A 24,532-nucleotide genomic window follows, 5' to 3' on the forward strand; every position below is an offset into this window, starting at 1 on the left:
CATGCCACGCGCATTGCGGTCAAGTAAATGCGACAAGGATGGATATCAATTTCGGAGAGAGTTCATGTCCTTCGCGCTCTACATGGTGGGTTTTCTGATCTTCCTCGGCGGCCTGGCCTGGGGCGCATCGGTCGCCGGCGTGCCGACGCTGTACATCGGTATCGGTGCCCTGATCCTGCTGGGCATTGGCATCTTCAGCGGCGTGGGGCGCACGCGCGGCAAGGACCCATCTTGAGCGCTGTCGTCAATTGCGTCGCATCGGCATTGCACCGGAGGCAAGAGCGAACAGCTCGCTTCTGAAGTGGATGCCCAGCCGTGCGAATGCACGGTTGCGATAGGTCTTCACGGTCGGTACGCCGATATTCAGATCGGCGGCAATGCCGTCCTGGCTCATGCCCTGCAACAGGCGTGAGCACACCTCCACCTCTCTGACTGTGAGCGCTGGCTGAAGCTCGCGCAGGCGATCGATCTGTGCATCCTGCATGCGGGTGCCCGACGCCGATGCCAGCGTGAGCGCGACGTGCTTGCGCGTCAGTGCCATCAACAACCCTCCCATTTGCGAGAAGTCGGCAATCTGGCCGTCATTCAACGGGCGCTGTCGGGCATGCCGATAGAAGTTCACCGCAAACACATCGCCCTCGGCGTCTTCCTCGACCACGGAGATGCGTTCGGCAACGCCATGGGCTTCGTACACCTTCGCACGGTGTTCGCTCGGCACTTCACCGGCCGTGATGTGACACAGGTGTGGGCGCTGCAACGGGCGTGAAGGCGCCTGCGGCAATGCCGACCGCAGCGTCCGATCGTGGCGGATCGGGCCCGAGAGATAGGCGCGCCAACAGTCCCGCGTCGTGTCATGCACATCGGTGCTGGCCGTGAGAAAAATCGCCGGGCGGGCACCGGTGCGATAGACCGACAGCGACCCCACCGGCAGCGCCGCACCCAGCGCGCCCAACAGCGCGGCACCGAAGCCCGCTTCGCCCAGCGCGGGAACGGCCGTAGCGATCAGATCTGCCCCGCTCGCAGCGCCGGAGGCATCGGGATCGGCAAGCCAGCTTCGCATCGTGTGTCCAGAGGGGTATCCCGTCATCTTCAGGGATGACAGCGGCGCGGTACCCCGGGACTTACGCTAGGGCATGACCTCGCCTTTTCCAGCGGCCTCCCTCGCGACCGATCCGCTCGCGCCGCCCTTTCTCGACCTTTTCGCCGACCTTGCGGTGGACGTGGGCCAGCCGCAGTTGCTCGGCCAGAGCGCGCGCGGCCTGCGCCGCGTGGTGCCGATCACCGGTGGCAGCGCGCGCGGCCAGGGCTGGACGGCGCGGGTGCTGCCCGGCGGCAGCGACTTCCAGCTGATCGTGAGCGACACGCTGTCTGAACTTGACGCACGCTACGGCCTGGAAACGGACGCGGGAGATCTGGTGTACGTCCACAACCGGGCCGTGCGCGCGGCATCGCCCGAGATCATGGCGCGGCTGCTGAGCGGCCAGAGCGTCGATCCGTCGCAGATCTATTTCCGGTGCAGTCCGTCTTTCGAGACGGCGTCACCCACGCTGCGCTGGGCCACCGAGCGCATGTTCGTCGGCGCTGGTGTGCGCCATCCGACACAGGTCGTCATGCGCTTCTTTGCGCTGCGCTGAGCGACGCGAATCCCGTTCACCCTGCACCACAAAGAGACAACCATGAATCGACACGCGCTTTCACGCCGCCATGCCATCACCCTGACGCTGGCAGTCAGCGCCGCCTGCAGCCTGCCCGCCCACAGCCAGGCGCAGGCCGCGAATTTCCCCAGCCGGCCTGTGCGCATCATCGTCGGCTTTCCGGCCGGCACCGGGCCGGACATTGTGGCACGCCTGTTGGCGCAAAAGCTCTCCGAGGGTTGGAACAACATGGGCGTGATCGTGGACAACAAGCCAGGCGCCGGCGGGTTGATCGCCGCCACCGAGGCTGCACGCAGCCCCGCCGATGGCTACACGCTCATGCTCGGAGAGACCGGGCAGTTGAGCATCGCGCCCAGCAGCTACACCAAGCTCGCCTACGACCCGGTACAGGACTTCGCGCCCGTCAGCCAGGTGGTCACCTCCGACTTCATGCTGCTCGTGAATCCGCAGAAGGTGCCAGCCCGCACGGTCAAGGAATTCGTGGATTGGTCGCAAAAGCAGAATGGCCTGTTCATGGGCACCTTCGGCGCAGGAACGCCCGGGCACTTCGGCGCCTACCTCTTTGGCGATGCCATCGGTCAGAAGCCGACGCCGGTGCACTACAAGAGCACCGGGGATGCGCTGAGCGGCATCTTCGGCGGGGATATCGCCGGTGTGTTCGCTAGCGTCGGACTGGCGGCGCCCAACGTCAAGGCAGGCAAGCTCGTTGCACTGGCCTCGAGCGGCGACCAGCGCGCCCAGGCGCTGCCCGATGTCCCCACCTTCAAGGAACAAGGCTATCCGCAGCTGGTGTTCAATTCGTGGTTCGGGATCGTGGCACCCTCGAAGACGCCGCCGGCCATCGTGGCCAAACTGAGCGCCGACATCCAGAAGGCCATGAAATCGCCCGATGGCCGGGCCAAGATGGAAGACGCCGGCTTCCGCGTGACGGGCACCACCGGCGCCGAATTTGCAACCATCATGGCTGCAGACACGCGCACCTGGGGCAAAGCCGTCGCAGCCACCGGCTTCAAGGCGGACTGACGTCCTCCGGGCGACTTATTTGGGTGCGGAGGCGGCCGCCGCCGCCTTTGCGGCTTCGCTCGACGGATCGGCCGGGTCCATCGCGGACGACGAAGACGAGGACGGGGCCGTCGAGCCCGACGGCGACGCCGTGGGATCGGAGGCCGGGGCTGCAGGCGAAGCGGCCGGAGGCGTCACCACCACAGGGGGCGGCGTGACCACCACGGGGGCCTCTTCCTTCTTGCCGCAGGCGCTCAGGGCAGCGGCAGCAACGATGGCTGCAATCAGGACCGACTTGTTCATTTGAATCTCCTTGAGGTGAATCGAATGAAAATTCTAGAACCACATTGGTGCATCCAAATGTGTTCGAGGCCTTGGCTTACAACGGTGCATGGCACTGCCGCAGTGCACGGTGCCGCTCAGATTTCCGCGACGTGCGCCCATCCAGCTTCGCACCAGTCGCCCATCAGTGCGAGGGCATCATCGCTGGCGCCGCGCAGATCCCGCGCGTCGAGCGCCCGCTGGTCCGCCAGTTTGCGCATGAGCTTCGCATCGCGTCCGCCCGCACGAAAACTCTCGCCATTGATGTAGATATGGCGATCGTCGTAGAGCATGCGGGTGCGTCGGTCGAGCGCCAAGGCAGCGAAGTCACCGGGCAGTTCGCCCGGATCGAACCAGACGTTCGCCTTCGGCTCTGTCATCGACTCGCCGAGCGCCCGGTCGATCGCATCCGCGTCTCGCAGCGCCGCCTGCACGGCCTCGCGCGCAAAGCGCTGCAGTTCGGCCGGCATGGCCGCAGGCGCGGCGACAGCCGGCTGGCGCGGATCGCGGTAATGCACCGGCGGTCCGCCCTCGCCGTCTTCCTGCGCTTCTGCATGGGCTTCGGCGATGCGTGCGAGCAGATCGGCGCCCAGACCCGCGGCGGCGGGCGAACGCAGCCCGATCGAATAGGTCATGCAGTCGTCGCCGACGGCCACGCCGTCGTGCGCATAGCGCGGTGGCAGGTACAGCATGTCGCCCGGCTCCAGCACGAAGGTCTGCTCCGGCTCGAAGTGCTGCAGCACCTTCAGCGGCACGCCCGGTTGCAGGCTGAGGTCGCGCTGCCTGCCAATGGACCAGCGGCGACTGCCATGGGCCTGCAGCAGGAAAACGTCGTAACTGTCGAAATGCGGGCCGACGCCGCCGGTGTCGCTCGCGTAGCTGATCATCAGGTCGTCCAGGCGTGCGTCCGGGAGGAATCGAAACTGCTGCAGCAACGCATGCGCCCGGTCGTCATGGAGGTCCACACCTTGCACCAGCATCGTCCAGCCCGGCTGCTTGCGCGGGGGCAACGCACGGCGCGGCAGCGGGCCGTGGCGCAGCGTCCAGCCGGTGGGGCCTTGACGGATCAGGCGGGATTCGACATCTTCACGTTCGGCCAGTGCGAACAGAGCGCTCCGGTCCACGGGTGGCGCCATGGCCGGCACGGCCTGGCGAACGAGCAGCGGCTTCTTCTGCCAATGACGCTGCATGAACTGCGCGGCGGTGAGTCCGCCGAGCAGAGGTAACGGTTGATTGATGTCCATGGGAGAATTCTGCAATGGAAATCTCTGAACAATGTGTGGTCGGCCTGACCTGGACCCTGAAAGACACCCTGGGTGACGTGCTCGACGTACTCGACGAACCAGTGGAATTCCTCGTGGGCGGCGAGGATCTGTTTGCGGCGATCGAAGCGGTGCTTCGAGGCCATGAGGCGGGCGACCGCGTCCAGCTGCAGCTCGAACCCGAACAGGCGTTCGGGGACTTCAACGACCAGCTGCTCTTCCTCGAGCCCCGGGCGCTGTTCCCGCAAGGCACTGAAGAAGGCATGACCTTCGACGGCGCGGCGCTGCCAGCGGGTACGAATCCGGAGATGCCGAAGAATGCCATCTACACGGTCGCGGAGATATATCCGGATCATCTGGTGCTCGACGGCAACCACCCGCTCGCGGGCATTGCGCTGCGCCTGGACATGACGGTGCGCTCGGTGCGAGAGGCCACCGAAGAAGAAATCGGCCGCGGCAGCGCGGGCACCGGTTTCTTCAAGCTGCCGACCCTGGCGCCGGGCAGCGACCTGCTGCACTGAAAAAAGCCCGCAGCCTCGTCGTCGCGACGGCGCTTGACGGGCAGCATCGAGGTGAGGGCTGGCGCCAGTGCCAGCCGATCACCCCTAGTAACGTGAGATCTGGCCGTTGTCGATGCGCACGCGGTCGCCGATGCGCAGGTCGCCCGGGCTCGCTACGTCGAAGGCACGGTAGGCGCCATTGTCGGTCTGCACCGAGATGCGATAGCTCTCGGAGACGCGCGGCCGATTGTTGTTGGCCTCGATGCTGTTGCCCAGCAAGGCGCCGCCCACCAGGCCGAGCGCCGTGGCAGCCGCACGGCCACCACCGTGGCCGATCTGGTTGCCCAGCACACCACCCACGACGCCGCCGGCGATCGCACCGCCGCCACCGGTGCCCGTGCCCGGCGTTTCCGTACGAATGACCTCGATATTGGCAACGCGGCCATATTCCATGTACGAGCGCGGAGCCTCGTAGGTGCGCGGTGGCGCCTGGTACGGGTAGCTGGTCGTGTAGGCCGGTGGCGGCGCGACACAGGCCGTCAGGCTGACCAGCGCCAGCGCGGCGGCCGTCACGGAAAGAAATCGAGTGGTTGTTTTCATGTCTTGGAAACTCCTCAAAAGCGGTGCACAACAGGCAACCCGGTCCATGTTCAACGCGTCATTCGCCGTTGCGATGACCATGCTGTCATGTTCCGCGTTTCGAGGCGTTAGCGCCCGCGTGGTTCCGCTCTTTACTTGTCGGACATATGCGCCATGCGCATCACTGCGTGCCGGTAGACCCGTAGCCGCCCTCGCCGCGCGTGCTGAGCGGAAAGTCGCTCACTACGTTGAACTGCGCCTGCACGACCGGCACGATCATCAGTTGTGCCAGGCGCTCCATGGGCTGCAACACGAAGGGCGTGCTGCTTCGGTTCCAGGCGCTGACCTTGAGTTCGCCCTGGTAGTCGCTGTCGATCAAACCGACCAGATTGCCCAGCACGATGCCGTGTTTGTGGCCCAGACCCGAGCGCGGCAGGATCAGCGCCGCGTAGCCTGGATCGGCCAGGTGGATGGCGATGCCGGTGCCGATCAGTTGCCAGGCGTTGGGCTCGAGCGTGACCGGCGCGTCCAGGCATGCACGCAGGTCAAGTCCGGCGCTGCCTGGCGTCGCATAGGCAGGGAGTTGATCCGCCATGCGCGGATCGAGGATGCGAACGTCTACTTTCAATTGTCACGCTTTCGGAAAGAGGATGAAGATGTTGCTGGCGGTCACGCGCGTCAGTGGTTCCTGCCGGGCAGACGGGCCGCGATCTCGGCCACGAGCTCGCGCGCCAGGACCAGCTTGGGCGCGTGCGGAAGCTCGCGCACGCCGTCGGCGTCGACCAGCAGCAGGCTGTTGTGATCCTGTCCAAAGGTCAGCGGCCCGATGTTGCCCACCAGCAGCGGAATGCCCTTGCGCTCGCGCTTGGCCTTGGCATGTGCCAATAGATTCTCGCTCTCGGCAGCAAAGCCGACGCAGAACAGGCGGCCGCTCTGGGCACGCGCACTCTGCGCCACCGTGTGCAGCACGTCCGGGTTCTCGACGAAGTGCAGCACCGGCGGCTGGCCGCTGCCGTCCTTCTTGATCTTCTGGTCGCTGTGGCTCGCGGGTCGCCAGTCGGCCACCGCCGCGGTCGCCACGAAAACGGTCGCGCGCTCGGCCTCGTGCACGGTGGCGGCGAGCATGTCATTGGCCGAGAGCACGTCGATGCGGCGCACACCGCGTGGCGTCGGCAGGTGCACCGGGCCGGCCACCAGCGTCACCTCGGCCCCCGCGTCACGCGCCGCGCGCGCGATCGAAAAACCCATCTTGCCCGACGAATGGTTGGTGATGCCGCGGATCGGGTCGAGCGCCTCGAAGGTCGGGCCCGCCGTCACCAGCACGTGTTCGCCGGCCAGCAGCTTGGGCTGAAAGAACGCGATGACGTCGTCGAGCAGTTCGGACGGCTCGAGCATGCGCCCGTCGCCGGTCTCGCCGCACGCCTGCGCGCCGCTGCCCACGCCCAGGAGGCGTGCGCCGTCGGCCGCCACCTGCGCCATGTTGCGTTGCGTGGCCGGATGCACCCACATCTCCCGGTTCATCGCAGGCGCGATGAGCAGCGGCACGCGATCCATCGGCCGGGCCAGGCACAGCAGGCTCAGCAGTTCGTCGGTGCGGCCTTGTGCCAGACGCGCGATGAAATCGGCGCTGCACGGTGCCAGCAGGATCACGTCGGCCTCGCGGCTGAGGTTGATGTGCGGCATGTTGTTTTCTTCGCGCACATCCCACTGCGACAGATAGACCGGGCGGTTCGACAGTGCCTGCATCGTCACGGGCGTGATGAACTGCGTCGCCGCCTCGGTCATCACCACCTGGACGCTGGCGCCCGCCTTGATGAGCAGGCGGCAGAGTTCCGCCGATTTGTAGCAGGCAATGCCGCCGGTCAGTCCGAGAACGATGTGTTTGCCAGCGAGATCTTGCATAGCCAAGAAGTGTAAGACCCACTCGCCCCGGCAACCTGCCTGAAACACCGCGGATCCGGCTCCGCCGGTCCGCAGGTGTTGCCCCCCCGGTCGGGGGGAAGGCGGCCACACGAAGTGGGCAAGCCTGGGGGGTGAGCCTATAATCACAATTTCCCACTGCCCGGACATCAAGGTCCGGAACTGGCATGACCAAATTCGTCTTCGTCACCGGTGGTGTCGTCTCTTCCCTCGGCAAGGGAATCGCCTCCGCCTCGCTCGCTGCCATTCTTGAATCGCGCGGCCTCAAAGTCACCCTGATCAAGCTCGATCCGTACATCAACGTGGATCCGGGCACGATGTCGCCGTTCCAGCACGGCGAGGTGTTCGTCACCGACGACGGCGCCGAAACCGACCTCGATCTCGGCCACTACGAGCGCTTCATCAATACGCGCATGCGCAAGGCGAACAACTTCACGACTGGCCAGATCTACAAGTCGGTGCTCGAGAAGGAACGCCGCGGCGACTACCTGGGCAAGACGGTGCAGGTGATCCCACACATCACCAACGAAATCCAGGAATACATCAAGCGTGGCGCCGGCATCGGCACGGCGCACGAGGTCGACGTGGCCATCGTGGAAATCGGCGGCACCGTGGGGGACATCGAGTCGCTGCCCTTCCTCGAAGCCGTGCGCCAGATGAGCCTGCGCACCGGCCCCAACAACTCGGCCTTCGTTCACCTGTCATACGTGCCGTGGATCGCCGCGGCCGGCGAACTCAAGACCAAGCCCACGCAGCACACCGCCAAGGAACTGCGCGCCATCGGCATCCAGGCCGACGTGCTGCTTTGCCGTGCCGACCGCCCGATTCCCGACGACGAACGCGCCAAGATCTCGCTGTTCTCGAACGTGCCCGAATGGGGCGTCATCAGCATGTGGGACGTCGACACCATCTACAAGGTGCCACGCATGCTGCACGAGCAGGGCCTCGACGGCCTGATCTGCGACAAGCTGCGCATCAACACGCCGCCGGCCAAGCTCAAGCGCTGGGACGACCTGGTCTACGAGGTGGAGCATCCGCAGCGCGAAGTGCACATCGCCATGGTCGGCAAGTACGTCGACCTGTCGGACAGCTACAAATCGCTCAACGAAGCGCTGCGCCATGCCGGCATGAAGAACCATGCCCGCGTGAAGATCGACTACATCGACTCCGAAACGCTGACGCCGCAGGAAGTGCCGCGGCTGGCCAAGTACGACGCCATCCTGGTGCCCGGCGGCTTCGGCGCGCGCGGCGTGGAAGGCAAGATCTCGGCGGCCAAGTTCGCACGCGAAAGCAAGGTGCCCTACCTGGGCATCTGCCTGGGCATGCAGGTCGCGACCATCGAGTACGCACGCAACGTCGCCGGCCTGAAGAACGCCAACAGCACCGAATTCGATCCGCAGACGCCCTACCCCGTGATCGCGCTGATCACCGAGTGGAAGGACAACGACGGCACGGTCAAGACGCGCGACGAAAAGTCCGACCTGGGTGGGACCATGCGCCTGGGCGCGCAGAGTTCCGACGTATCGCCCAATACGCTGGCCCAGACGATCTACGGCGACGTGGTCACCGAACGCCATCGCCACCGCTACGAAGCCAACGTCAACTACCTCGACGACCTGCGTGCCGCCGGCCTGGTGATCTCGGCGCTGACGCAGCGCGAGCACCTCACTGAAATCGTCGAACTGCCGCAGGACGTGCATCCGTGGTTCATGGGCGTACAGTTCCACCCCGAGTTCAAGTCGACGCCATGGAGCGGCCACCCGTTGTTCAACGCTTTCATCAAGGCCGCGCTGGACCACCAGGGCACCGACAAGAAGCCGCTCAAGGCCGTGGCCTGAGACCCAGATCGCAGCCATCCCGGAAACAAACCCATCATGAGCGGCTACATCATTGCCCACGTCGAGGTGACCAACCCGACGCAGTACGAAGAATATAAAAAGTGGTCGAGCGCCGCGATGCTGGCCACCGGTGCCGAGGTCTGCGTGCGTGGCGGCAAGATCGAAGTGCTGGAAGGCGACTGGTCGCCATCCCGCGTCGTGATGCTCAAGTTCCCGACCTTCGAGCAGGCCAAGGCCTTCTACGACACGCCCGAGTACCGGCAGGCCCGCGAAGCGCGCGCCGGTGCGGCGGTCATGCGCATGATCGTGGTCGAAGGTCTGTAAGCAGGCTCACCCCCATGCTGCGTGCACTTCGTGTCACTGCGCACACCCCCTTGCAGGGGGCAACACCGATGGCCCGGCGGAGCCGGTTCCATGGTGTTTCCCGTGAGGATAGAGACGAACGGTTTTTGTTTTATTGGAGTTGTTTTAAATGAGTGCAATCGTTGACATCGTCGGGCGCGAAATCCTCGACAGCCGCGGCAACCCCACCGTCGAATGCGACGTGCTGCTGGAATCCGGCACCATGGGCCGGGCCGCCGTGCCTTCGGGCGCCTCCACTGGCTCGCGTGAAGCCATCGAACTGCGCGACGGCGACAAGTCGCGCTACCTTGGCAAGGGCGTGCTCAAGGCCGTCGATAACATCAACACCGAGATTTCCGAAGCGGTGCTGGGCCTGGACGCCAGCGAACAGGCCTTCCTGGACCGCACGCTCAACGACCTGGACGGCACCGACAACAAGGCCCGCCTGGGCGCCAATGCCACGCTGGCCGTGTCGATGGCCGTGGCGCGCGCCGCGGCCGAGGAATCGGGCCTGCCGCTGTACCGCTACTTCGGTGGCATGGGCGGCATGCAGTTGCCCGTGCCGATGATGAACGTCATCAACGGTGGCGCCCATGCCAACAACAGCCTGGACATCCAGGAATTCATGATCATCCCGGTGGGCGCCAAGAGCTTCCGCGAAGCCGTGCGCTACGGTGCCGAGACCTTCCACGCGCTCAAGGCCATCCTGCACGGCCGCGGCATCAGCACGGCCGTCGGCGACGAAGGCGGTTTTGCGCCCAGCGTGGCGAGCCATGAAGAAGCGATCCAGCTCATCCTCGAAGCCATCGACAAGGCCGGCTACACCGCCGGCGAACAGATCGCCCTGGGCCTGGACTGCGCGGCCAGCGAGTTCTACAAGGACGGCAAGTACACGCTCGCCGGTGAAAATCTCTCGCTGTCGGCCGAAAGCTGGACCGACATGCTGGCGACCTGGGTCGACAAGTACCCGATCATCAGCATCGAAGACGGCATGCACGAAGGCGACTGGGACGGCTGGAAGCACTTGACCGAGCGCCTGGGCAAGCGCGTGCAATTGGTGGGCGACGACCTGTTCGTCACCAACACCAAGATCCTGCAGGAAGGCATCGACCGCGGCATCGCCAACTCGATCCTGATCAAGATCAACCAGATCGGCACGCTGACCGAGACCTTCGCCGCCATCGAGATGGCCAAGCGCGCAGGCTACACGGCCGTGATTTCGCACCGCTCGGGCGAGACCGAGGACTCGACCATCGCCGACATCGCGGTGGGCACCAACGCCGGCCAGATCAAGACCGGCTCGCTGTCGCGCTCGGACCGCATCGCCAAGTACAACCAGCTGCTGCGCATCGAAGAAGACCTGGGCGACATCGCCAGCTATCCGGGCCGTGCGGCCTTCTACAACCTGCGCTGATCGCCTGCCTTGCGCATCCGCATCGTCCCTGTCGTGCTCGCCGTGCTGCTGCTGATCCTTCAGTGGCAGCTGTGGACCGGGCGCGGCAGCATGCCCGACGTGCGCCAGCTGCAGGCCAAGCTGGTCGAGCAGAAGGACAGCAACGCGCGGGCCGCGCTGGCCAACGAACGCCTGGCCTCCGAGGTCAACGACCTCAAGGAGGGGCTGGAGATGGTCGAGGAACGCGCACGGCAGGAGCTGGGCATGGTCAAGCCTGACGAAGTCTTCGTACAGATGACGAAGTAGGCTCGCCCCCAGGCTTGCGCGCTTCGCGTCGCAGCGCCCACCCCCTGCCGGGGGCAACACCTGCGGCCCGGCACAGCCGGTTCCGCGGTGTTTCACGAAAGGGCTTTGCTTCGCTCGCCAGTGCGGCGAAGGCATCATCACTTCCTGCAAAATCGCCGATGGCTGAATTTTTCTCTGCGCCTGCCTTCGTGCTGTGGGGGGCGCCCACCAGCTGGTCGGAAGTGATTGCTGCCGGCCTTGCGCTGGCGATGGTCGGCTGCAACCTGCGTGAAATCCACTGGGGCTGGCCGCTCGCCATCCTCAGTTCCCTCCTCTATGTCGGCGTGTTCACCCAGGCACGCATCTACGGCGACGCATCGCTGCAGGTGTTCTTTGCCGTGATCGCCGGCTGGGGCTGGTACCAATGGCTGCGCGGGCGTCGCGCCGACGGCCGGTCGCTCGAGGTGACCCGGCTTTCACGACGCGGCGCCGGCTATGCATTGCTGGCCTGCGCCGTGGCCTGGCCGGCCGTCGCACTCTTCCTGCGTCGTTTCACCGACACCGACGTGCCCTGGTGGGACGGCTTTGCCACGGGCGTGAGCCTGGTCGGCCAGTTCCTCCTCGGGCGCAAGTACATCGAGAACTGGCTCGCCTGGATTGCGGTCAACCTGGTCAGCATCGGGCTGTTCATCCACAAGGCGCTCTGGCTCACCGTCGGGCTCTACGCGGTGTTCGTGTTGCTGAGCGTGGCGGGCTATCTGGCCTGGCGTCAACGGCTGCATCGACAGCAGCGGCTGGTGAGCTTGTGACGCCGGCCCTCACCGCCGGCTGCGTCATCGCCATTCTGGGGGCCGAGAGCACCGGCAAGACCGACCTGGCCCGCGCGCTGGCCGAACGCCTTGCGCAGCGCGGGGTGGCGGTCACGCTGGTGGGCGAATACCTGCGCGAATGGTGTGAGCGCGAGGGCCGAACGCCGCGGCCCGACGAGCAGGCAGCCATCGCCGCCGAACAGACCCGCCGCATCGCCGACGCCGCATCGCGCGGAGCCGTGATCGCCGACACCACCGCCCTCATGACCGCCGTCTACAGCGACATGCTGTTCGACGATCGCACGCTGTATGCCGACGCGCTGCGCGCCCAGGGCGGCTATGTGCTCACGCTGCTGACCGCCCTCGACCTGCCCTGGATCGCCGACGGCCTGCAGCGCGACGGCCCGCACGTGCGTGAGCCGGTCGACGCCCTGGTGCGCGCGGCGCTGGCACGGGCTGGCGTGTCGTACGCCGTGGTCCACGGCCAGGGCGCGCAGCGGCTGGCCAACGCATGGCAGGCCATCGATCGCCGGGTGCAGGCCAAGGACTCGCCCGACCTCGCGCGGGCAGCGCAGGCCCAGGCAGCATGGCGCTGGTCGTGCGAGAAATGCTCCGACCCGGCCTGCGAGCACAAGCTCTTCAGCGATCTGGTGGCCCAGCGCCGCTGAGGCACTGAAAAAGCGCTGCTCCGTGGCCGCGGCGCTCTACTGGACGACCGGACTCGCCGGCAGCTGGTCGCCCGGCGGACGGAATATCTGCGCGGCATCGATGGCGTCGAAGCGGTACTGCTTGCCGCAGAAATCGCAACCCACCTCGATGTCTCCGCGCTCGGCCAGGATGCCTTCGGCTTCCTCCTGCCCCAGGCCGCGGATCATGTTCGCCACCCGGTCGCGACTGCAGGTGCAGGCGAAGTGCGGGCCGAGCGCGCCGGTCTGCGGCTCGAAGCGCAGCAGCTTCTCTTCCCAGAACAGCCGGCGCAGGATGGTCTCAACATCGAGCGTGAGCAGTTCCTCGCGCGTCAGGCTCGACGCGAGGATGGAGATGCGGTTGTAGTCCTCGTTGCGGCCGATCTGGTCTTCGTTGGCCTGGTCGATGTCGCTGTCGGACGTGCCTTCGAGATTGCCCTGCCCCTTGACCGGCAGGCGCTGGATCAGCAGGCCCGCGGCCACCTTGTCGTCGGCCGCCAGCACCAGCGTCGTGTCGAGCTGTTCGCTCTGCAGCATGTAGTGCTGGAGCACCTCGTTGAGCTTGCCCAGCGGCTGGCCATCGTCACCGAACAGCGGCACCACCCCCTGATAGGGTTGCTGGCCCGGCACGCGGCCCTTGGGGTCGAGCGTGATCGCGCAGCGGCCCTTGTTGCTGGCGTTGACCATGTCGGGCAACCGCGCATCCGCCGGCAGTTCGCCGATCAGCGTCGCCGTCGCGCGCAGGCTCAGATCGTGCTGGACCTCGGCCACCGCCACCTTGACCGGGCCATCGCCGAAGATCTGAAGGATCAGCGCGCCGTTGAACTTGATGTTCGACTCCATGAGCGCCGCGGCCGCCGTCATCTCGCCGAGCAGTTCGGCCACCGGCGGCGGATAGGCACCCGTGGTGGTGTTCGACGCGCGGCGCGCGAGGATTTCCTGCCACGCATCGGTCAGGCGCACGATCATCCCGCGCACCGGCAGGCCATCGAACAGGAACTTGTGCAACTCGCTCACAGCTGTATCTTTCTGCCGCCGGCCGCAGGGGCTCAGGCGATCTTCTTGAGCCCGGTCGCAAAGCGCCGGGCGTTGTGCACGTAGTGCTCGGCGCTTTGCCGCAGCTTGGCAGCAGCCGCATCGTCGAGCGTGCGAACCACCTTGGCGGGCGAGCCGATGATGAGCGAGTTGTCCGGGAACTCCTTGCCCTCGGTCACCACACTGCCGGCACCCACGATCGAGTTGCGGCCGATCTTCGCGTTATTCAAGACCACGGCCTGAATGCCGATCAGCGAGTTGTCGCCGATCGTGCAACCGTGCAGCATGACCTGGTGGCCGATGGTCACGTTCTCGCCGATGGTCAGCGGGCAACCGTGGTCGGCATGCAGCACCGACAGGTCCTGCACATTGCTGTTGCGCCCGATTGTCAGGGTGTCGGTGTCGCCGCGCACCACGGCGCCGAACCACACGCTGGCATTCTCGCCCAGCACCGCCCGGCCAATGACCTGGGCGCTGTCGGCGACCCAGGCGCCAGCGCCCAGTTGTGGCGTCACGCCATCGAGTTCGTAGAGTGCCATCGTGAGGTCTCCTGGGGTCAAAACTAGAATTGTAGGGATGCACCCCCGCCTTGGCGCCCTCGCGGCACTGCGAATCACCGATCCTGCCCGCAAAGTGGCCGCCACACGCGCCCTCTTCGCCCAAACGGCCCTTGGCACCCTGCCCCTGGACACCGTGCGCGTGCCGGGCGACGAGGCCGGCGTGCCCGGCCGGCCCGAGCGCCCGGAACGGGTCTCGGCCATGGCTGTCGGCAAGCGCTCGCCATTTCTGCCAGACGGCCGCGCCGCGCTGATCCATTCGATCTGCCATATCGAATTCAATGCGATCAACCTCGCGCTCGATGCCGCCTGGCGCTACGACGGCATGCCCGAGGCCTATTACCGCGACTGGCTGCGCGTGGCCGACGAGGAGGCACAGCACTTCGCGATGCTGCATGCCCACCTGCAGACCATGGGCTTCCACTATGGCGACTTCACGGGTCATGACGGCCTGTGGGCCATGTGCGAGAAGACGCGCGACGACGTGCTCGCGCGCATGGCGCTGGTGCCGCGCACGCTGGAGGCGCGCGGGCTCGACGCCACGCCGCTGATCCAGGCCAAGCTGCGGCGCGTGAACACGCCCGATGCATGGCAGGCCGTTGCGATCCTGGACGTGATCCTGCGCGACGAGGTGGGTCACGTGGCCATCGGCAACCACTGGTACCGCTGGCTGTGCGAACGCGAGGGGCTCGACCCGATCGCGCATTACCGCGTGCTGTACCGCCGCCACGAGGCGCCGCGGCTGAAGGCGCCCTTCAACCTCGAAGCCCGCGCACGCGCCGGGTTCACCAACGAAGAGCTGCAGGCGCTCGCGCAGGACGACGACCGCGCCACGCGGCCCGCATCGCCTGTCAGTCGGCCTTGATGTTCGCTTCGCGCACGATCCGGCCCATCGCGTCGTATTCGCTGCGAATCTCCTTGGCGAAGTCGGACGCGCTGCCGCCCGTCGGCACGTTGTCCGTCGCGATCAGCCGCGCGCGCAGGTCGGGGCTGGCGAGCGCCTTGTTGATCTCGTCGTTGTAGCGCCCCAGCAGCGCCAGCGGCGTGCCCGCCGGTGCGATCACGCCGAACTGCGAGGACAGACTGGCGCTGCGGAAACCCAGTTCGGTCAGCGTTGGCACGTTGGGCATGCCTTCGAGCCGGGCGGGTGCGCCCACTGCCAGCGGCCGCAGCTTGCCGGTCTTGATCTGCGCGGACACCGGCGGCGCCGCGTTGGTCGACAGGATTTCGAACTGCCCGCTGATTGCGTCGGTCATCTGCTGGCCGCCGCCCTTGTACGGCACGTGCGTGATGTCGACGCCTGTATCGGCGCGCAGTTGCTCGAGAATGATGTGGCCGAGCGACGCCGGGCCGGAAGTGGCCCAGCGGATGTCGCCGGGGCGCGCCTTGGCGTCGGCCAGCAACGAGCGGAAATCACGCGTGCCGGTGGCCGACGTCGCCAGCAGCAACACCGGCGAATACATCACGCTCGCCACCGGTGCGATGTCCTTGAACGGGTCGTAGGGGAGCCGGCCCAGATGCGGGCTCAGCACCAGCGGACTGATGGCCGCAAAACCCAGCGTCGCGCCGTCAGGCTGCGCCTTGGCGACGGCATCGACACCGATGGTGCCGCTCGCACCTGCGCGGTTCTCCACGATCACCGTGCTGCCCAGCTGCTGGGTGAGCTTGTCGGCCAACCCACGCGCGACCACGTCGCTCACACCACCGGCCGGGTAGGCAACGATGATGCGGATCGTCCTGGGGATGGTTTGCGCACCGGCGCCTTGCGCGGCGATGGCGGCACAGGCTCCAACACAGGCGGCGGCGATGAGGGCACGCCGCGAAATCTTCCAGTTCATGGCTTCGGGGTCTTTCAAGTGATGGTGCGCGCAACCAGGGGTCATCCACGCGGATGGTGGTGCGCGTGCAGCTGCTTCAGGCGCTCGCGCGCGACGTGTGTGTAGATCGTCGTCGTCGAAATGTCGGCATGCCCGAGCAGCAGTTGCACCGCCCGCAGGTCGGCGCCGTGGTTGAGCAGGTGCGTGGCGAAAGCATGCCGCAGCGTGTGGGGCGACAGCGGCACATGGATGCCCGCGGCCTGCGCGTGCTTCTTGACGATCATCCAGAACATCACACGCGTCATGCCCGCGCCGCGCGCGGTCACGAACAGGTCGGGCGTCTGCTGGCCCGCCAGGATGGCCGGACGCGATTCGTCGAGGTAGCGCTCGATCCAGCGCCGCGCTTCCCCGCCGAAAGGCACGAGCCGTTCCTTGTCGCCTTTGCCCAGCACGCGCAGCACGCCGTCGTTGAGGCTCAGGTCGAACACCTTGAGGGTGACCAGCTCGCTCACGCGCAGTCCGCTGGCATACATGAGTTCGAGCATCGCGCGGTCGCGCAGGCCCAGCGGCGATGCAACATCCGGCGCCTCCAGCAAGTCGTCAACCTGCTTTTCGGAGAGCATCTTGATGGCGCGCGGCATCTGCTTGGCCGGTATGAGGCGCAGCGTCGGATCGGCCACGATGCGCCGCTCGCGCAGCGCCCAGCGGAAGTAGCGCTTGAAAACCGTCAGCCGCCGGTTGGCCGACGTCGCCTTGCCCCGGTCGACCAGGCGTGCGCCCATGTACGCCTGCAGGTCGGTCTCATCGGCAGTGTCGAGCGGCCGGCCGCGCTGCGCGGAGATCCAGCGCGCGAAGAGCGCAAGGTCGCGCCGGTAAGCGGCCAACGTATTCTTCGACAGGCCATCCTCGAGCCACAGTGCGTCAAGGAAATCGTCGATCCCGGGAGGGTCTGGGGTCGCGAGGGCATGGGGACCCGACGTGGAAACAGAGCGCATGGCCCCCAAGATACCAAAAGCGGCGGCCGGAGGTGCGCCACACGCCTCGGCGACCGCAACAAAAAACCGCCCGAAGGCGGTCTCTGCGCACGATGCGAAGCGCCTCAGTCGAGGGCCAGCTTCTGCTTGACAACCACTTGTTTGTAGATCTCGTACTCGGCCTTGATCTGCGCGGCGAACTGCTCTGGCGTGTTGGCCACGATGATCGAGTCGGTGTCCTCGATGCGCTTGCGCACAGCCGGATCGGCCAGCGCTTTCTTCACGCCCTCGTTGACCTTGTCCACCACTTCCTTGGGCAGGCCTTTCGGGCCGAGGATGCCGTAATAGGCCATGCGGTTGACCGGTTCCAGGCCCACTTCCTTGAAGGTCGGCACGTTCGGCAGCGCTGCCACGCGGGTGGGCGCGCTCACCACGATCGGAATCAGCTTGCCTGCCTTGATGAAAGGCAGCGCCGAAGGCAGGTTGTCGAAGATGATCGGTACCTGGCCGGCCACCGTGTCATTGAGCGCCGGACCCGCGCCGCGGTACGGGATGTGCGTGACGAAAGTGTTCGTCAGGCTCTTGTACAGCTCCATCAGCAGGTGGCCGATGCCACCGGTGCCCGACGACGAGTACGAGTACTTGCCCGGGTTCTTCTTGAGTTCGGCGACGAACTCGGCGTAGTTCTTGGCCGGGAAGCTCGGGTTGACCGCGATGATGTTCGGCGTCGCGGCGATGTTGATGATCGGCGTGAAGTCGTTGATCGGGTCGTACGGCACCTTGGGGTTGATGGCTGGATTGGCCGCCGTGCTGGAGACCGTGGCGATGCCCAGCTTGTAGCCATCGGGCGCCGCGCGCGCGGTTTCAGCCGCCCCCACGATGCCGCCGCCACCGGCGCGGTTGACCACGATCACCGGTTGGCCCAGCACCCGGCCCAGCGGATCGCCGATCACGCGCGCGACGATGTCGGTGGTACCGCCCGGTGCAAAAGGCACGCTCAGCTCGATCGGCTTGTTGGGATAGCCCTGGGCCAGGACCGGGCCGGCAATGGCCCCCAGTGCGATGGCGCCCACGAGCGCATTCCATTGACGACGTTGCATCGGCAACTCCTTGAAATCGGTGAAAAATATCTCTGGATGCTACCGCCTGACGCCGGCTGACGCTCTCCTGAATTACCCATGTCGGTGACGGTTATCCTCGTGGCGTGAATTACGCGCAGCTGCTCTTCCCCGATTTCTCTCTCATCGCCTGCGGCTGGCTTCTCTGCCGCTACACCGCGCTCGACCGCCGCGTGTGGGACCAGGTCGAAAGCCTCGTCTACTACTTCCTGTTCCCGGTGCTGCTGTTCCACTCGATCGTGCGCAGCCCGATCGACTTCAGCGCCGCCTCGCAACTGCTCGTCGGCGGTGTGGGCGTCTGCCTGGCGGGCGTGGCACTGGCGTATGCGTTGCCCTACCTGCCGGGCCTGCGCGGCCACATCGACCGGCGCGACCACGCGGCGAGCGCACAGGTGGCGTTTCGCTTCAACTCCTTCATCTGCCTGGCCATGGCAGAACGGCTGGCCGGCACACAGGGCCTGTTGCTGATTGCAGTGCTGATTGGCGTGGGCGTGCCGCTGATGAACATCGGCGCGGTCTGGCCGATGGCGCGCCATGCCCAGAGCGGCTTTGTGCGACAGTTGCTGCGCAACCCGCTCATCATCGCCACGGCGACCGGGCTGGTGGTCAACCTGCTGGGGCTGCGCGTGCCGGAATGGGCCACGCCCACGCTGTCGCGCATCGGCGCTGCGTCCCTGGCACTGGGGCTGCTGGCCGCGGGTGCGGGCATGCAGTTCGCCACGCTGGCGCGGGGCAAGGTGCTCGCGGTGTCGGTGCTGACCATCCGCCACCTGCTGCTGCCGATCATCGGCTGGCTGTTGGCGCGCGCGCTGCACCTGGAGACGTCGCAGGCCCTGGTGCTGCTGGCGTTCTCCGCCGTGCCGACCGCGTCCAGCGCGTACGTGCTGGCCGCGCGCATGGGCTACAACGGGCCCTACGTCGCCGGCCTGGTGACGCTGTCGACGCTGCTGGGCATGCTGAGCCTGCCGTTGGCACTGTCATTGCCGCGCTGACGACGAATTGGCACGTGCGTTGCGGACCAGAGGACAGGCACCTGCCGATCCTCAAGTTCCATCACTCCGCGACCATGGCCTTCGACGACTGCAAACCCCTGTCAGCATTGAAAAAAGCCGCCGAGCGTCACGCCCGGCCGGACTGCCACAGGCGTCGGCGAATCATTGAACGTCACGTAACACGGGGCGAGGATGCCGTTACCCCCCACGGTCACATCGAAGCAGGTGGCACCTCTTACCTCATGGAGATATGACGATGCTGACGATTCTTCTGTGTGCCGTGGTCGGTGTGCTGGGACTGGGCTATTTCAGCCTGATCCGGATTGCCACACAAGCCGATCAGGACGATCCGGACTGATCGGTTTCAAATCGCGTTCAGAACCCGAAGGGCCGTGGCGGACTCATTCGACCAACTCCGTCTCAGAGACCTCCTGCAAGCGGCCGCAGAACTGGTACCCGACGCCGTGCCGCGCACGCACCGGCAGATTGAGCATGGTGACGGCATGGACCTTGCGCCTCAAGCGAGAGATGGTCATGTGGAAAGTGCGCGAAGGCTTGCTTGAGGTCGATTCCTTCTGACATGTGCCCGTCAAAAGGGCCCAGCGCTTGTGCGGCACCAGTTGATGCTCTCCGCGAAGCATCTCCTTGAGCAACAGGTGCTCGGCCAGCGTCAGATCCACCCGCATGCCCTCGGGTGTCCACACCTGAGGCAGGTACCTGTCGATGCGCCAGGCGGGCGTCGAAGTGTCCGACGCATCGGGCGACAGACTGAGATCGGGCAGCCCTTATTCGGAGGCTTCACTGCAAAACGCCTCTGTGCGATCGGTTCGCGGCGCATCCCCGTCCCAGTGGTAGGCAGCGAACCTCCGGTGAAGCGCCGTCACCTGCGCAACCAGTTCGGCCCCATGCACGGGCGCAGAAAGACACGCATCCGCGCCGCAGTTCAGGCCGCGGACCCGATCTGCCGGCGTCTCGCCCGTGATCAGCAGGATCCCTGCGTCCAGGCTCGACTGCAGCAACGCAATCACCGACAGCACCTCGGGCTCGGGGAACGGGGCTTGCGAAGCGTCCAGGACAACAATCGGGTTCACGCCCAACCCGATGGAGGACATCAGCTCGCGCGTGCTTGTGCACTGATGAACGGAAATACCTGCTTCAGACAAGCTCTCGCAGGCAATGCCAGCCTTGCTTCCAGGCCCGGGCTGGATGAAGCCTTGCGTCATGTCCATGCCGGCGGGAAATTGGTGGTGTGGCGGCTCGACCGCCTCGGCCGGTCCCTGTCGCACTTGGTGACGTTGCTTGAACAGTTGGGCCGGCGCGATGTCCGCTTCCAGTCGCTCAACGAGCACATCGATACGAGCACGTCAGGAGGGCGTTTGGTGTTCCACATGATGGCCGCGCTGGCGGAGTTCGAGCGCGCGCTGATCAGCGAACGCACACGTGCAGGCATGGCTGCTGCACGCGCCGGAGGAAGGCGTGTCGGCCGCAGACCGTCGCTGTCGCCGCAGCAATGCGACGAAGCCTGCCGGCTGATGGCCGATGAGCAATGGTCTCTCCGCGATCTGGGTGCGCATTTTGGATTGCACCCACGTACGGTGAATCGGCTGCTGCGTATCCATACACATGGACAGGAAATGTTTCAGGTCTTGAGTCGCTCGCCGGACGTCTCGATGTAGTGGCGGCCCGCTTCGAGCGGGGATGCGGCGATTCGGTGCCGTGGATCGTGTTGTTTCATCGGTTGAACAGACTCTGGTGAGCTGTCTCTGTGTTGCCCCTGGACTCGGCCCTAGGGTTCGGTTTTTTCTGGCTCAGTGCCTGCATATCACTTGCGAAGTGCGGTGCATGCAAGGTTAAGAGACTTTAAAAAAAGAGGGCAATACCGGTCTAGAAGAAAACTGGCGATCATCAGAACAAAACGGTGACGACCAAGCGCGCGACGCGCGCGCGACTCAGGCGGTCACACTTGCGCGAAACGCGGCCGGCGTGCACCCGAGCCGCGCGCGCATCACGCGCGTGAGGTGGGCTTGATCGGCGAAACCGCACACGGAGGCCACCGCCTTGATGGGCAGGCTGCCTTGGCCCAGCAAGGCGCGCGCGCGATCGAGGCGTCGGTCAATGATGTAGTGGTGCGGCGTCGCAAGGAACGACATGCGGAAATGCTTCGCGAACGTCCACACGCCCATGTTGGCGACCATCGCCAGTTCGTTGAGCGTCAGGCTTTGTTCGAGATGACCTTCGATGTAGTCGACGATGCGGCGGCGCAGCGCCGGGGCAAACTGCCCGGTGCTGGAATGGTCGACGAAATCGACCGAGGCATAGTGGCGCAGGAGGTGGACGGAGAGTTGGGTGCTGAGCGCGTCGACATAGACCGCACCGCCAATGGCAGTGTCGCCGGCCTCGCGCGCTATCGCCGCGACGATGCCACTGACCACAGGGTCATGTTGCCGCAACACGTCATGCAGCCGCACATCGGCGATCGGCCGGTCGAGCACGTCTGCCGCCACCCTCGTGGCGAGACCATCGGGCAGATAGACATGTGTGACCTCGATCGGCTCGGTCCAGTGCCAGTGCGACAGCTGCGAGCGGGTCAGGAGTGACACATCGCCGGGATGGCACGTGGTACGGGTCCAACGACCCTCAAAGCGGCGGTCCACCAGTGTGCTGCCTCGCAGGTACGAGACGATCATGAAGTGGGTGAGCGCCGGAACCTCGACATCGAGACCTTCGTATCGGTAACCACGCAGACCGACGTCCTTCCAGCCGAGGCCGTCGCTGGAGCAGAGCAACTCGCCAGGCACCCAGCGAGGGAGCTCTTCAGGTCGGGCCGGGTGATGCATGAAGGGATTGTTGGTGCACTGGTTGAGGACGGCGGCTGGGGTATACCCTCTCGCCTAATTCAGGCGGACCAACGTCTCCCTCAAGCGCGCAAGCTTCGGTACACGGCCGATTCGAACTCCACGAATCCGGCGTACGAAGATACATCGTGGAACGGCAGGATCTGCGATCCCCAATAGCCACCCACGCCGGTTTTCCGATCGATCCAATAGAAGAGATTGGCCAGGCCGGCCCACATCAATGACCCCGCCGGGCGGCCGGTCGGCGTGTCCTCTTCATTGACCTGGAAAGTGTACGCCCAGGATTTTCGCACGGTGGGCGAAAATTCTCCGTCGTTGGACAGGGATGCAATCGACGTGGTCCAGCCGCCGCTTGTCATGCCTTCGGGCAGACCATTTTTCGACATGACCGCGACAGTTTCAGGCCGCAAGACCCGGCCGTACTCGCCTACTCCGTCGTTGAGGAACATGCGGATGAGCTTCATGTATTCGCCCACGGTCGCATAAAGGCCGTGGCCGCCCATGTCCATCGACGGCGGCTGCGGCAGCACGAGGTCAGGCATGGGCGTGAGCTTGCCATCCTTCGCGCGGTCGTGGAGGGTGGCGCGTCTTGCGCGCATGGCGTCACTCATTTCGAAGCCGATGTCCACCATGCCCAGGGGGGCGAAGATGCGTTCTTTCATGACCTCGCCCAGGCGCTTGCCACGCTGCTGCTCGACCACCTTGCCCAGCCAGTCGATGTTCACGCCGTAGGTCCAGCGTTCGCCGGGCTCGTGCACGAGTACCGTGCGGATCGACTCGAAGGTGCTGGACACCACCGTCGGAATGTTCCTGGCCGTGCGCAGCTTCAAGTCGTCGTGGCTGAAGAACTCGTAGCTGAAGCCGGCCGTGTGGAGCATCAGGTCCCGCAGAGTGATGTCACGCCGCGGCGCACGGGTCTTGGGTTGGCCTGCGGCATCGAAACCATCGAGCACCTGGATCTCGGCAATTTCCGGGACGTAGGTCTTGGCGGCGTCGTCCAGGCGGATCTTTCCTTCTTCGACAAGCTGCATGATGGCCGTGCCCGTCAGCGCCTTCGTGGTCGAGAAGATTGCCATGACGGAGTCGGCGGTCATCGGCTGGTCCTTGCCGAGTTCGCGTACGCCGGCAGCGCCCTCGTAGATGTTGCCCTTTCGGTCTGTGGCCATGGCGACGACGCCCGGCGCGCCGCCCGCTGCGTTGACGGTTCGCTGCAGGATGCCATCGGCCATCGTCTTCAATTTCGTGCTCATTCATGTCTCCAGTCGGCGCAATTGTCGAGATGCATCCCGGCGAGCGCCATTGACGTCCGGGATGCGGAAATTCTGGCGGAGCCTCTGCTGCCAAAGCCATCGATGCCGATCGGGCTGGCTGTTAATTGCCGTATCGAGACAGCAGCTTGCCGTTCGCAGACATTTGCCGAGGCACCAGCATCGCCGCCTGCCATCGACGGCTGACATCGACGACGCTAGACTGCCGTGCACCGGCGCCGCGCGGGGCGCATGTTCAAGGTGGAGACATGAGTGCACTGCAAGGCGTGTTGATCGTGGATGCAAAGGGCGGGCGCACCGAAGAACATCACGTCGTCAGTACCACCGACTGGGACGAAATGCATGCGTGGTCGGACCGCATCTACATGCCCTACGAGGTGTCGCCCACTGGCAAGCCCCAGGCGCCGGATGCGCGCATGTACGCCTCGAAGATCGGATCGAGCATCCTCAGCCGGTTCTCATACAACATTCCGGTGCACATCAAGGATTGGTCGCAGAAGGAAGACCTCGCGATCGTCCTCACGACCATCCGCGGCAATGCGCGTCACTGGGTCGACTCGCGCAAGCCGGCTGACACGGGGGTGGGCGAGGCGTTTCTGGTGGACACCAGCCGCACGGACTACTGGGTCGATTTCGACCCGAACCACCTGCAGGTCAACGTCACCCTGCCGCACCAGTTGCTGGCGAGCCTCTACGAACGCTGGTTCGGGCAGCTTCCCGACGAGCGGCTCTGGCTGCAGAAGGTTCGCTTCGGCGGGCAGGGCTCGGCCTGGATCGCGTTGATGGAATACGCCTCGCGCTGCATGGCGGAGTTCCCCGCCCAAATGGCCGCCGGCCCTCTGGGCCGGCATGTCGAGGAGGCCATTGGCGTGCATCTGCTGATGCAGTGGACACAGTCGATGCACGGCGCCGCTGCGTTCGGTCCGCCGCCCCAGCTCGCGCCGAGGCTCGTGCGGGATGCCGAACGCTACATCGTGCACAACGCGCGCCACGCACCGACCGTGTCGGAGGTGGCTGCTGCGGTGGGCGCCAGCGTGCGCGCACTCTCCGGCGCATTTCGCCGGTTTCGCGGCATCACCGTTCAAATGTGCCTGCGGGAAGAACGGCTCAAGGGAGTCCGCGCCGATCTGCTCGCAGCGCCGCCCGAAGCGTCCATCAAAGCCATCGCGGCTTACTGGGGCTATTGCAGCATGGGCGTGTTTTCCGCCAGCTACAAGAAGCGATTCGGTGAGTTGCCTTCGCAGACGCTCAAGGCCTTTCGGAGGATCTGATCGTTCCGACCTCTAGAAAAGCACCGAACCCGACAGTCATCCTCGGGAGGGAC

Annotated in this window: 29 protein-coding genes; 14 read left to right on the forward strand and 15 right to left on the reverse strand. The window is 65.5% G+C overall.

Annotation, left to right across the window (positions count from 1 at the left end; all coding sequences use genetic code 11):
- The first annotated feature begins 64 nt into the window (after positions 1-64).
- On the forward strand, positions 65-235 hold the full coding sequence (locus J2W36_RS07055; protein WP_307688984.1) for a hypothetical protein: 171 nt from the start codon (positions 65-67) through the stop codon (positions 233-235).
- Between the two features lie 9 nt (positions 236-244).
- Here the strand turns inward: J2W36_RS07055 and J2W36_RS07060 are convergent, their stop codons facing one another.
- Positions 245-1,060: a helix-turn-helix transcriptional regulator gene (locus J2W36_RS07060; protein ID WP_307688985.1), complete on the reverse strand. Its 816-nt coding sequence runs from the start codon at positions 1,058-1,060 to the stop codon at positions 245-247.
- Between the two features lie 73 nt (positions 1,061-1,133).
- On the opposite strand from J2W36_RS07060, the gene J2W36_RS07065 reads away from it, so the two are divergent.
- Positions 1,134-1,634 (forward strand): DUF3237 domain-containing protein, encoded by a 501-nt coding sequence (locus tag J2W36_RS07065; RefSeq protein ID WP_307688986.1) that lies wholly within the window; start codon positions 1,134-1,136, stop codon positions 1,632-1,634.
- A 42-nt stretch (positions 1,635-1,676) separates the two neighbouring features.
- Positions 1,677-2,678, forward strand: a complete 1,002-nt coding sequence (locus J2W36_RS07070; RefSeq protein WP_307688987.1) for a Bug family tripartite tricarboxylate transporter substrate binding protein — start codon at positions 1,677-1,679, stop codon at positions 2,676-2,678.
- A 15-nt stretch (positions 2,679-2,693) separates the two neighbouring features.
- Here the strand turns inward: J2W36_RS07070 and J2W36_RS07075 are convergent, their stop codons facing one another.
- Both J2W36_RS07075 and J2W36_RS07080 read right to left on the reverse strand, forming a co-directional pair.
- Positions 2,694-2,960 carry a hypothetical protein gene (locus tag J2W36_RS07075; protein ID WP_307688988.1) on the reverse strand — a complete coding sequence of 89 codons (267 nt, stop codon included), beginning with the start codon at positions 2,958-2,960 and terminating at the stop codon, positions 2,694-2,696.
- Between the two features lie 116 nt (positions 2,961-3,076).
- Positions 3,077-4,222: a JmjC domain-containing protein gene (locus J2W36_RS07080; protein WP_307688989.1), complete on the reverse strand. Its 1,146-nt coding sequence runs from the start codon at positions 4,220-4,222 to the stop codon at positions 3,077-3,079.
- Positions 4,223-4,236: 14 nt separating this feature from the next.
- Between J2W36_RS07080 and J2W36_RS07085 the strand changes: the two genes are divergently transcribed.
- Positions 4,237-4,761 (forward strand): FKBP-type peptidyl-prolyl cis-trans isomerase, encoded by a 525-nt coding sequence (locus J2W36_RS07085; protein WP_307688990.1) that lies wholly within the window; start codon positions 4,237-4,239, stop codon positions 4,759-4,761.
- An 84-nt stretch (positions 4,762-4,845) separates the two neighbouring features.
- Here the strand turns inward: J2W36_RS07085 and J2W36_RS07090 are convergent, their stop codons facing one another.
- From J2W36_RS07090 to coaBC, 3 genes are all read right to left on the reverse strand, one after another.
- Positions 4,846-5,340 carry a glycine zipper 2TM domain-containing protein gene (locus J2W36_RS07090; protein ID WP_307688991.1) on the reverse strand — a complete coding sequence of 165 codons (495 nt, stop codon included), beginning with the start codon at positions 5,338-5,340 and terminating at the stop codon, positions 4,846-4,848.
- A gap of 160 nt (positions 5,341-5,500) precedes the next feature.
- Positions 5,501-5,947 carry a dUTP diphosphatase gene (gene dut / locus J2W36_RS07095; protein ID WP_307688992.1) on the reverse strand — a complete coding sequence of 149 codons (447 nt, stop codon included), beginning with the start codon at positions 5,945-5,947 and terminating at the stop codon, positions 5,501-5,503.
- Between the two features lie 50 nt (positions 5,948-5,997).
- Positions 5,998-7,221 (reverse strand): bifunctional phosphopantothenoylcysteine decarboxylase/phosphopantothenate--cysteine ligase CoaBC, encoded by a 1,224-nt coding sequence (gene coaBC / locus J2W36_RS07100; protein WP_307688993.1) that lies wholly within the window; start codon positions 7,219-7,221, stop codon positions 5,998-6,000.
- A gap of 185 nt (positions 7,222-7,406) precedes the next feature.
- On the opposite strand from coaBC, the gene pyrG reads away from it, so the two are divergent.
- The 6 genes from pyrG to J2W36_RS07130 all read left to right on the forward strand — a co-directional run bounded on the left by pyrG (position 7,407) and on the right by J2W36_RS07130 (position 12,574).
- Positions 7,407-9,077, forward strand: coding sequence for a CTP synthase (gene pyrG / locus J2W36_RS07105; protein WP_307688994.1), 1,671 nt, complete (start codon positions 7,407-7,409; stop codon positions 9,075-9,077).
- Positions 9,078-9,110: 33 nt separating this feature from the next.
- On the forward strand, positions 9,111-9,401 hold the full coding sequence (locus tag J2W36_RS07110; RefSeq protein WP_307689214.1) for a DUF1330 domain-containing protein: 291 nt from the start codon (positions 9,111-9,113) through the stop codon (positions 9,399-9,401).
- A gap of 148 nt (positions 9,402-9,549) precedes the next feature.
- Positions 9,550-10,833 (forward strand): phosphopyruvate hydratase, encoded by a 1,284-nt coding sequence (gene eno, locus J2W36_RS07115; RefSeq protein ID WP_307688995.1) that lies wholly within the window; start codon positions 9,550-9,552, stop codon positions 10,831-10,833.
- 9 nt (positions 10,834-10,842) lie between these two features.
- On the forward strand, positions 10,843-11,118 hold the full coding sequence (ftsB, locus tag J2W36_RS07120; RefSeq protein WP_307688996.1) for a cell division protein FtsB: 276 nt from the start codon (positions 10,843-10,845) through the stop codon (positions 11,116-11,118).
- 158 nt (positions 11,119-11,276) lie between these two features.
- Positions 11,277-11,906: a nicotinamide riboside transporter PnuC gene (gene pnuC / locus J2W36_RS07125; RefSeq protein ID WP_307688997.1), complete on the forward strand. Its 630-nt coding sequence runs from the start codon at positions 11,277-11,279 to the stop codon at positions 11,904-11,906.
- Positions 11,903-12,574, forward strand: coding sequence for an AAA family ATPase (locus J2W36_RS07130; protein ID WP_307688998.1), 672 nt, complete (start codon positions 11,903-11,905; stop codon positions 12,572-12,574). Before pnuC ends, J2W36_RS07130 begins: the two co-directional genes overlap by 4 nt.
- Positions 12,575-12,610: 36 nt before the next feature.
- Here the strand turns inward: J2W36_RS07130 and hslO are convergent, their stop codons facing one another.
- Together hslO and J2W36_RS07140 are read right to left on the reverse strand one after the other, a co-directional pair.
- Positions 12,611-13,609, reverse strand: coding sequence for an Hsp33 family molecular chaperone HslO (hslO, locus tag J2W36_RS07135; RefSeq protein WP_307688999.1), 999 nt, complete (start codon positions 13,607-13,609; stop codon positions 12,611-12,613).
- 32 nt (positions 13,610-13,641) lie between these two features.
- The gene (locus J2W36_RS07140) at positions 13,642-14,166 is read right to left on the reverse strand and encodes a gamma carbonic anhydrase family protein (RefSeq protein ID WP_307689000.1); all 525 of its coding nucleotides are present in this window, start codon (positions 14,164-14,166) and stop codon (positions 13,642-13,644) included.
- A gap of 37 nt (positions 14,167-14,203) precedes the next feature.
- Between J2W36_RS07140 and J2W36_RS07145 the strand changes: the two genes are divergently transcribed.
- Entirely contained in the window at positions 14,204-15,049 is an 846-nt protein-coding gene (locus J2W36_RS07145) for a ferritin-like domain-containing protein (protein ID WP_307689001.1), read from the forward strand.
- Here the strand turns inward: J2W36_RS07145 and J2W36_RS07150 are convergent.
- The 3 genes from J2W36_RS07150 to J2W36_RS07160 all read right to left on the reverse strand — a co-directional run bounded on the left by J2W36_RS07150 (position 15,036) and on the right by J2W36_RS07160 (position 18,075).
- Entirely contained in the window at positions 15,036-16,022 is a 987-nt protein-coding gene (locus J2W36_RS07150; RefSeq protein ID WP_307689002.1) for a Bug family tripartite tricarboxylate transporter substrate binding protein, read from the reverse strand. The genes J2W36_RS07145 and J2W36_RS07150 overlap by 14 nt on opposite strands.
- Before the next feature lie 41 nt (positions 16,023-16,063).
- On the reverse strand, positions 16,064-16,996 hold the full coding sequence (gene xerD, locus J2W36_RS07155) for a site-specific tyrosine recombinase XerD (RefSeq protein ID WP_307689003.1): 933 nt from the start codon (positions 16,994-16,996) through the stop codon (positions 16,064-16,066).
- 104 nt (positions 16,997-17,100) lie between these two features.
- The gene (locus J2W36_RS07160) at positions 17,101-18,075 is read right to left on the reverse strand and encodes a tripartite tricarboxylate transporter substrate binding protein BugE (protein ID WP_307689004.1); all 975 of its coding nucleotides are present in this window, start codon (positions 18,073-18,075) and stop codon (positions 17,101-17,103) included.
- A 104-nt stretch (positions 18,076-18,179) separates the two neighbouring features.
- Between J2W36_RS07160 and J2W36_RS07165 the strand changes: the two genes are divergently transcribed.
- The gene (locus J2W36_RS07165) at positions 18,180-19,085 is read left to right on the forward strand and encodes an AEC family transporter (protein WP_307689005.1); all 906 of its coding nucleotides are present in this window, start codon (positions 18,180-18,182) and stop codon (positions 19,083-19,085) included.
- Between the two features lie 401 nt (positions 19,086-19,486).
- Here J2W36_RS07165 and J2W36_RS07170 read toward each other — a convergent pair whose 3' ends face one another.
- The gene (locus tag J2W36_RS07170) at positions 19,487-19,765 is read right to left on the reverse strand and encodes a helix-turn-helix domain-containing protein (protein WP_307689006.1); all 279 of its coding nucleotides are present in this window, start codon (positions 19,763-19,765) and stop codon (positions 19,487-19,489) included.
- Positions 19,766-19,870: 105 nt separating this feature from the next.
- The gene (locus J2W36_RS07175) at positions 19,871-20,314 is read right to left on the reverse strand and encodes a response regulator transcription factor (RefSeq protein WP_307689007.1); all 444 of its coding nucleotides are present in this window, start codon (positions 20,312-20,314) and stop codon (positions 19,871-19,873) included.
- Here J2W36_RS07175 and J2W36_RS07180 point away from each other — a divergent pair.
- Complete coding sequence (locus tag J2W36_RS07180; RefSeq protein ID WP_307689008.1) at positions 20,300-20,761, forward strand: recombinase family protein; 462 nt, start codon at positions 20,300-20,302, stop codon at positions 20,759-20,761. The genes J2W36_RS07175 and J2W36_RS07180 overlap by 15 nt on opposite strands.
- A gap of 273 nt (positions 20,762-21,034) precedes the next feature.
- Here the strand turns inward: J2W36_RS07180 and J2W36_RS07185 are convergent, their stop codons facing one another.
- Positions 21,035-21,922, reverse strand: coding sequence for a helix-turn-helix domain-containing protein (locus J2W36_RS07185; protein ID WP_307689009.1), 888 nt, complete (start codon positions 21,920-21,922; stop codon positions 21,035-21,037).
- An 80-nt stretch (positions 21,923-22,002) separates the two neighbouring features.
- Positions 22,003-23,190, reverse strand: coding sequence for a methyl acetate hydrolase AcmB (gene acmB / locus J2W36_RS07190; protein WP_307689010.1), 1,188 nt, complete (start codon positions 23,188-23,190; stop codon positions 22,003-22,005).
- A 266-nt stretch (positions 23,191-23,456) separates the two neighbouring features.
- Here acmB and J2W36_RS07195 point away from each other — a divergent pair, with 266 nt between their 5' ends.
- Positions 23,457-24,479, forward strand: a complete 1,023-nt coding sequence (locus tag J2W36_RS07195; RefSeq protein WP_307689011.1) for an AraC family transcriptional regulator — start codon at positions 23,457-23,459, stop codon at positions 24,477-24,479.
- Positions 24,480-24,532: the final 53 nt, after the last annotated feature.

It is taken from the genome of Variovorax ginsengisoli, from assembly GCF_030811835.1.
Lineage (GTDB): Bacteria > Pseudomonadota > Gammaproteobacteria > Burkholderiales > Burkholderiaceae_C > Variovorax > Variovorax ginsengisoli_C.

Excerpts from the sequence above, each read along its gene's own strand:
- J2W36_RS07140 (WP_307689000.1), bottom strand. The coding sequence starts at position 14,166 with ATGGCACTCTACGAACTCGATGGCGTGACGCCACAACTGGGCGCTGGC.
- pyrG (WP_307688994.1), top strand. The coding sequence starts at position 7,407 with ATGACCAAATTCGTCTTCGTCACCGGTGGTGTCGTCTCTTCCCTCGGC.
- J2W36_RS07080 (WP_307688989.1), bottom strand. The coding sequence starts at position 4,222 with ATGGACATCAATCAACCGTTACCTCTGCTCGGCGGACTCACCGCCGCG.
- J2W36_RS07060 (WP_307688985.1), bottom strand. The coding sequence starts at position 1,060 with ATGCGAAGCTGGCTTGCCGATCCCGATGCCTCCGGCGCTGCGAGCGGG.
- J2W36_RS07055 (WP_307688984.1), top strand. The coding sequence starts at position 65 with ATGTCCTTCGCGCTCTACATGGTGGGTTTTCTGATCTTCCTCGGCGGC.
- eno (WP_307688995.1), top strand. The coding sequence starts at position 9,550 with ATGAGTGCAATCGTTGACATCGTCGGGCGCGAAATCCTCGACAGCCGC.
- J2W36_RS07075 (WP_307688988.1), bottom strand. The coding sequence starts at position 2,960 with ATGAACAAGTCGGTCCTGATTGCAGCCATCGTTGCTGCCGCTGCCCTG.
- J2W36_RS07195 (WP_307689011.1), top strand. The coding sequence starts at position 23,457 with ATGAGTGCACTGCAAGGCGTGTTGATCGTGGATGCAAAGGGCGGGCGC.
- coaBC (WP_307688993.1), bottom strand. The coding sequence starts at position 7,221 with ATGCAAGATCTCGCTGGCAAACACATCGTTCTCGGACTGACCGGCGGC.
- pnuC (WP_307688997.1), top strand. The coding sequence starts at position 11,277 with ATGGCTGAATTTTTCTCTGCGCCTGCCTTCGTGCTGTGGGGGGCGCCC.
- J2W36_RS07145 (WP_307689001.1), top strand. The coding sequence starts at position 14,204 with ATGCACCCCCGCCTTGGCGCCCTCGCGGCACTGCGAATCACCGATCCT.
- J2W36_RS07185 (WP_307689009.1), bottom strand. The coding sequence starts at position 21,922 with ATGCATCACCCGGCCCGACCTGAAGAGCTCCCTCGCTGGGTGCCTGGC.
- acmB (WP_307689010.1), bottom strand. The coding sequence starts at position 23,190 with ATGAGCACGAAATTGAAGACGATGGCCGATGGCATCCTGCAGCGAACC.
- J2W36_RS07085 (WP_307688990.1), top strand. The coding sequence starts at position 4,237 with ATGGAAATCTCTGAACAATGTGTGGTCGGCCTGACCTGGACCCTGAAA.
- J2W36_RS07150 (WP_307689002.1), bottom strand. The coding sequence starts at position 16,022 with ATGAACTGGAAGATTTCGCGGCGTGCCCTCATCGCCGCCGCCTGTGTT.
- J2W36_RS07175 (WP_307689007.1), bottom strand. The coding sequence starts at position 20,314 with ATGGACATGACGCAAGGCTTCATCCAGCCCGGGCCTGGAAGCAAGGCT.
- J2W36_RS07090 (WP_307688991.1), bottom strand. The coding sequence starts at position 5,340 with ATGAAAACAACCACTCGATTTCTTTCCGTGACGGCCGCCGCGCTGGCG.
- J2W36_RS07160 (WP_307689004.1), bottom strand. The coding sequence starts at position 18,075 with ATGCAACGTCGTCAATGGAATGCGCTCGTGGGCGCCATCGCACTGGGG.
- J2W36_RS07070 (WP_307688987.1), top strand. The coding sequence starts at position 1,677 with ATGAATCGACACGCGCTTTCACGCCGCCATGCCATCACCCTGACGCTG.
- J2W36_RS07065 (WP_307688986.1), top strand. The coding sequence starts at position 1,134 with ATGACCTCGCCTTTTCCAGCGGCCTCCCTCGCGACCGATCCGCTCGCG.
- xerD (WP_307689003.1), bottom strand. The coding sequence starts at position 16,996 with ATGCGCTCTGTTTCCACGTCGGGTCCCCATGCCCTCGCGACCCCAGAC.